Genomic DNA, 4,554 nt, shown 5'->3' with positions numbered 1-4,554 from the left:
CGCGGGCAAGGCGCTGGTCCAGGCCCTCGTAGAGCCGGGCCACCAGCGGCGCCAGGTCGCGCTCGCACAGCTTGATCAGCACCAGGCGCACTTCCGGCGCCAGCTCGCAGGCGGCGAAGGCCTGGTGCACGGCCACGCCGATGTGCTCGGGGCCGATCGGGTTGCTGTCAGCGTCCAGCACCTCGCCCCCGGCCACCCAGGCCAGGCGGCGCTCCAGCCGGGCCAGCACGTCCTTGCATTCGCGCTGCAGGGCGGCGGCCAGGTTGCGCACCGCCAGGCGCGATTCCAGCTCCTGCTCGGAGACCAGGCTCAGCCCGCCCTGCTGCCCGGACAGGGCGCCCTCGGCCGACAGCGGCTCGCCTTGCTCCAGCGCGCGCCAGGCACGGGCCAGGTGCTCGCGGAAGCGCACGGCGATCTCCTCGCGCCGGCGGCGCAGCTCGCGCATGCCGTCCAGGAACAGCAGCTGCGAGGAGCCGGCGCGCTCGGCGCGGTCGAACAGCACGTCGTCGTAGCGCGCCACCGCCACCGCGAAGGCCTCGCCCAGCGCCGGCAGGAAGGCTTCCTTCGCCTGCGCGAGCAGCGCGGCATCGGGGGCCTTCAGGCGGTGGAACTCGGCTTGGGCTGGACTCATGCGCGTGGGGCTCCGGCACGAAGGCGGAGGACATTACGAATGGGGGGCGGCTCCCTACCGCTCCTGCATCGTACGTCCTGCTTCCGCGAAGCAACCGTGATCGGGTCGGCAATTCGCGGCTGGCGGTCAGGACTTTAACAGCAGTGGCGGCTCCTGCCTGCGGTGCCGCGCCCACGCCGCCCACGCGCCCCGGCCTCCCGCGCCGGCTCACCTATAATCAATGACTTCGGCAACATACGCCGCCGCCGCGGCCAGGAGTCCATGCCCACTTTCCCCAGCCTGGAGGCGCTGGACCAGCGCCGTTCCGTCCCGTCCATGCAACTGGGCGAGCCCGGTCCCGACGAGGCCACCCTGCTGCGCATGCTGGCATCGGCGGTGCGGGTGCCCGACCACGGCAAGCTGGTCCCGTTCCGCTTCCTGCGCATTGCCGGCGACGCGCGCCACGCGCTGGGCGAGTTCGTCGCCGCGCGCGCGTTGCAGCGCGATCCGCAGGCACCGCCGGCGGCGGTGGAGAAGGACCGGATGAGGTTCTCCCGCGCCCCGCTGGTGGTGGCGGTGGTCGCCCGCCTCCAGGCCGGGCACAAGGTGCCCGAGCAGGAACAGCTGCTGAGTGCCGGCTGCGCCTGTTTCGCCCTGCTGCAGGCCGCCCAGGCCATGGGCTTCGGTGCGCAGTGGCTGACCGCGTGGATGGCCTACGACCCGGAGGTGGCGCGGGTGCTGGGGCTGGCGGCGAACGAGCGCATCGTCGGCTTCGTCCACATCGGCACGCCACAGGCCGAGGCGCCGGAACGCCCGCGTCCGGATCCCCGCGCCCTGCTGTCGGACTGGGCGCCGTGAGCGCCGCCGGGCCAGGCCTGCCCGCCTCCGCGGTGCCCGCGCCGCGGCCGCCGCTTTACCTGGTCGACGCCAGCCTGTACGTGTTCCGCGCCTGGCATTCGATGCCCGATGCCTTCCGCGACGCCCAGGGCTGGCCGACCAACGCGGTGCACGGCTTCGCCCGCTTCCTGCTGGAGCTGCTGGAACGCGAGCGCCCGGGGCACATCGCCATCGCCTTCGACGAGGCGCTGGACAGCTGTTTCCGCCACCGCATCTACCCGGCCTACAAGGGCAACCGCGAGCCGGCGCCGGAGGAACTGCGCCGCCAGTTCGCGCACTGCAAGGCGCTTTGCGCGGCGCTGGGCCTGGCGGTGCTGGCGCATACCGAATACGAGGCCGACGACCTGATCGGCAGCGCCCTGCACCGGGCGCGGCCGGCGGGCTTCCGCGGGGTGATCGTCTCGGCCGACAAGGACCTGTCGCAGCTGCTGGGCGAGCACGACGAGCAGTGGGACTTCGCCCGCGGCCAGCGCTGGGGCGCGGCCGGGGTGAAGGCGCGCCACGGCGTACATGCGCACCAGATCGCCGACTACCTGGCCCTGACCGGCGACGCGGTGGACAACATCCCCGGCGTGGGCGGCATCGGCGCCAAGACCGCGGCGGTGCTGCTATCCCACTTCGGCAGCCTGGACGCGCTGCTGGAGCGGGTCGACGAGGTTGCCTTCCTGCGCCTGCGTGGCGCCGCCCAGGTCGCGGCGCGGCTGCGCGAGCAGCGCGAGCTGGCACTGCTGTTCCGCCAGCTGACCACCATCGCCTGCGATGCGCCGCTGGACTACGCCGTCCCGGCCACGCCGCGCGGGGCGGCCGATCCGGAGATGCTGGACGGGCTGGCCACGGCGCTGCGCTTCGGGCCGATGACCCGGCGCCGGCTGCGGATCGCCGCCGGGCTGGGGGAGCCGGCGCCGGCCTGGAGCGACGGCGCCCCGGCCTGAGCGCGGCTGACGCGCGGGCGCCGACGGCTTAGGATCGGGCGCATGGACACCACCGACAAGGACGCCCCGCGCGTCGTCTACGAGGGCCGCTACCAGCGCATGGTCGTGCGCGGGACGTGGGAGTACTCCGAACGCACCCACGCCGGCGGGCTGGCCGCGATCATCCTCGCGGTGACGCCGGAGGACCGGATCCTGTTCGTGGAACAGTTCCGGGTGCCGCTGCAGGCGCGCACGATCGAGATGCCGGCCGGCCTGGTCGGCGACATCGATGCCGGCGAATCGATCGAGGCCTCGGCGATCCGCGAGCTGGAGGAGGAGACCGGCTGGACCGCCGAGCGCGCCGAGGTGCTGATGATCGGCCCCACCTCCTCCGGGGCCAGCAGCGAGAAGGTCGCGTTCGTGCGTGCCACCGGCCTGCGCAAGGTCGGCGAGGGCGGCGGCGACGGCACCGAGGACATCACCGTCCACGAGGTCCCGCGCGCCACCGCCGCGGCCTGGCTGGTGCGCAAGATGGGCGAAGGCTACGAGCTGGACTCCAAGCTCTGGGCCGGGCTGTGGATGATCGAGCATGAACTCGACGGCACCCCGCGTGCCCCCTGACGGCCGGCACGCCACGCTGCTGCAGGCCGGCGACCCTGCGCCGCTGGAGCTGCTGCGCCCCGACGGGACCTCGCCCTGGCTGTTCGTGGTCGACCATGCCGGCCAGGCGATCCCGCGCGCGCTGGGCGACCTGGGCCTGCCGCCGGGCGAGATCGACCGCCACATCGGCTGGGACATCGGCATCGCCGGGGTCGCGCGGCGGCTGGCGGAACTGCTGGACGCCTGGACCATCCTGCAGCCGTACTCGCGCCTGGTGATCGACTGCAACCGGCCGCTGCAGTCGCCGACCTCGATCGTCGAGGCCAGCGACGGTACCCCGGTGCCGGCCAACCTGGGCCTGGACGAGGCCGCCCGCGCCGCGCGCCAGCGCGCGATCTTCCAGCCCTACCACGCACGCATCGCCGCTGCCCTGGACCAGCGCGCGGCCCAGGGCCGCCCGACCCTGCTGGCCACCCTGCACAGCTTCACCCCGTCGATGGCCGGCTTCGACCGCCCCTGGCACTGCGGCGTGCTCTACCACCGCCACACCGCCCTGCCCCACGCCATGCTCGCGGCGCTGCGCGCCGAGGGCGACCTGGTGGTCGGCGACAACCAGCCTTATGCGGTCACCGCGACCAGCGACTACGCGATCCCGGTGCACGGCGAGGCGCGCGGACTGCCGAACGTGGAACTGGAGATCCGCCAGGACCTGATCGCCGACGAGGACGGACAGCTGCTGTGGGCGCAACGGCTGGCGCGGATCTTCGCCGCACTGGCGCCGCGCTTTGCCGGCTGAACCGGCCGCAACGCCAGCCACGCCCGGCGGGAAAGCGTTTCCATCCGGGTCGTCCAAGCCGCCGCGGTTCCGGCATACTCGGTCGGCCAACCTGTTTCACCGAGTCACCATGCCAGGCCACCGCTTCCTTCCTCCGCTCGCCCTGCTGGCCCTGCTGACCGGCTGCGCCATGGGACGTGGCGTGCCGGAACGTTCGGCTTTCGAGACCTTCGAGTCCGCCAACACCTACTCGCGCAGCTTCGACCATTCCCCGGCGCAGACCTGCGAGGCCGCGCGCCGCGCCCTGCTCAGCCAGGGCTTCGTGGTCGGCCGCGCCGAGGCCGACGTGGTCGAGGCACGCAAGTACTTCCAGCACGACGACAACCACGAGCAGGTGGAATTCCGCGCCGTGTGCATGCCGCAGCTGCGCGGCGAGCAGCAGACGGTGGTGTTCGTGAACGCGGTCCAGGACCGCTACGTGCTCCGCCGCAGCAATACCTCCGCCAGCCTGGGCGTGAGCGCGCTAGGCTCGGTCTCGCTGCCGATCGGCTCGATCGAGGATTCGCTGGTCAAGGTGGCCAGCGAGACCCTGCAGGATTCCAACTTCTACAAACGCTTCTTCGCCGTGCTCGAGCGCTTCCTGCCGGAGGAGATCGAGCGCCCCGCGCGGCCGGCGGCGCAGACCCAGCCGATGCTGTTCCCGGTGCAGCAGTACCCGCAACCGACCCCGGGCGAGCTGATGCCGGGCGTGCGGATCGAGG

General features: G+C 72.9%; 6 protein-coding genes. 5 read left to right on the top strand and 1 reads right to left on the bottom strand.

Features of this window, described 5'->3' with window-relative positions:
* On the bottom strand, positions 1-631 hold a 631-nt coding region (locus B351_RS0100290), incomplete at its 3' end, for a DUF1631 family protein (RefSeq protein ID WP_026010181.1).
* Between the two features lie 261 nt (positions 632-892).
* Here B351_RS0100290 and B351_RS0100285 point away from each other — a divergent pair.
* The 5 genes from B351_RS0100285 to B351_RS15920 form a co-directional block, all read left to right on the top strand.
* Positions 893-1,468: a nitroreductase gene (locus B351_RS0100285; RefSeq protein ID WP_019397056.1), complete on the top strand. Its 576-nt coding sequence runs from the start codon at positions 893-895 to the stop codon at positions 1,466-1,468.
* Positions 1,465-2,439: a 5'-3' exonuclease H3TH domain-containing protein gene (locus B351_RS0100280; RefSeq protein WP_019397055.1), complete on the top strand. Its 975-nt coding sequence runs from the start codon at positions 1,465-1,467 to the stop codon at positions 2,437-2,439. Before B351_RS0100285 ends, B351_RS0100280 begins: the two co-directional genes overlap by 4 nt.
* Before the next feature lie 42 nt (positions 2,440-2,481).
* Positions 2,482-3,039, top strand: coding sequence for an NUDIX hydrolase (locus tag B351_RS0100275; protein WP_019397054.1), 558 nt, complete (start codon positions 2,482-2,484; stop codon positions 3,037-3,039).
* Positions 3,008-3,814, top strand: coding sequence for an N-formylglutamate amidohydrolase (locus B351_RS0100270; RefSeq protein ID WP_050992099.1), 807 nt, complete (start codon positions 3,008-3,010; stop codon positions 3,812-3,814). Before B351_RS0100275 ends, B351_RS0100270 begins: the two co-directional genes overlap by 32 nt.
* A gap of 109 nt (positions 3,815-3,923) precedes the next feature.
* Positions 3,924-4,554 (top strand): DUF2242 domain-containing protein (locus B351_RS15920; RefSeq protein ID WP_019397052.1); only part of this gene is annotated, 631 nt, incomplete at its 3' end.

This window comes from Pseudoxanthomonas sp. GW2 (genome assembly GCF_000283075.1).
Lineage (GTDB): Bacteria > Pseudomonadota > Gammaproteobacteria > Xanthomonadales > Xanthomonadaceae > Pseudoxanthomonas.
This window is presented reverse-complemented; position numbering and strand designations above follow the sequence as displayed.

Bases quoted from the DNA above. Each gene is read 5' to 3' on its own strand.
- B351_RS0100285 (WP_019397056.1), top strand. From the start codon at position 893: ATGCCCACTTTCCCCAGCCTGGAGGCGCTGGACCAGCGCCGTTCCGTC.
- B351_RS0100275 (WP_019397054.1), top strand. From the start codon at position 2,482: ATGGACACCACCGACAAGGACGCCCCGCGCGTCGTCTACGAGGGCCGC.
- B351_RS0100270 (WP_050992099.1), top strand. From the start codon at position 3,008: ATGAACTCGACGGCACCCCGCGTGCCCCCTGACGGCCGGCACGCCACG.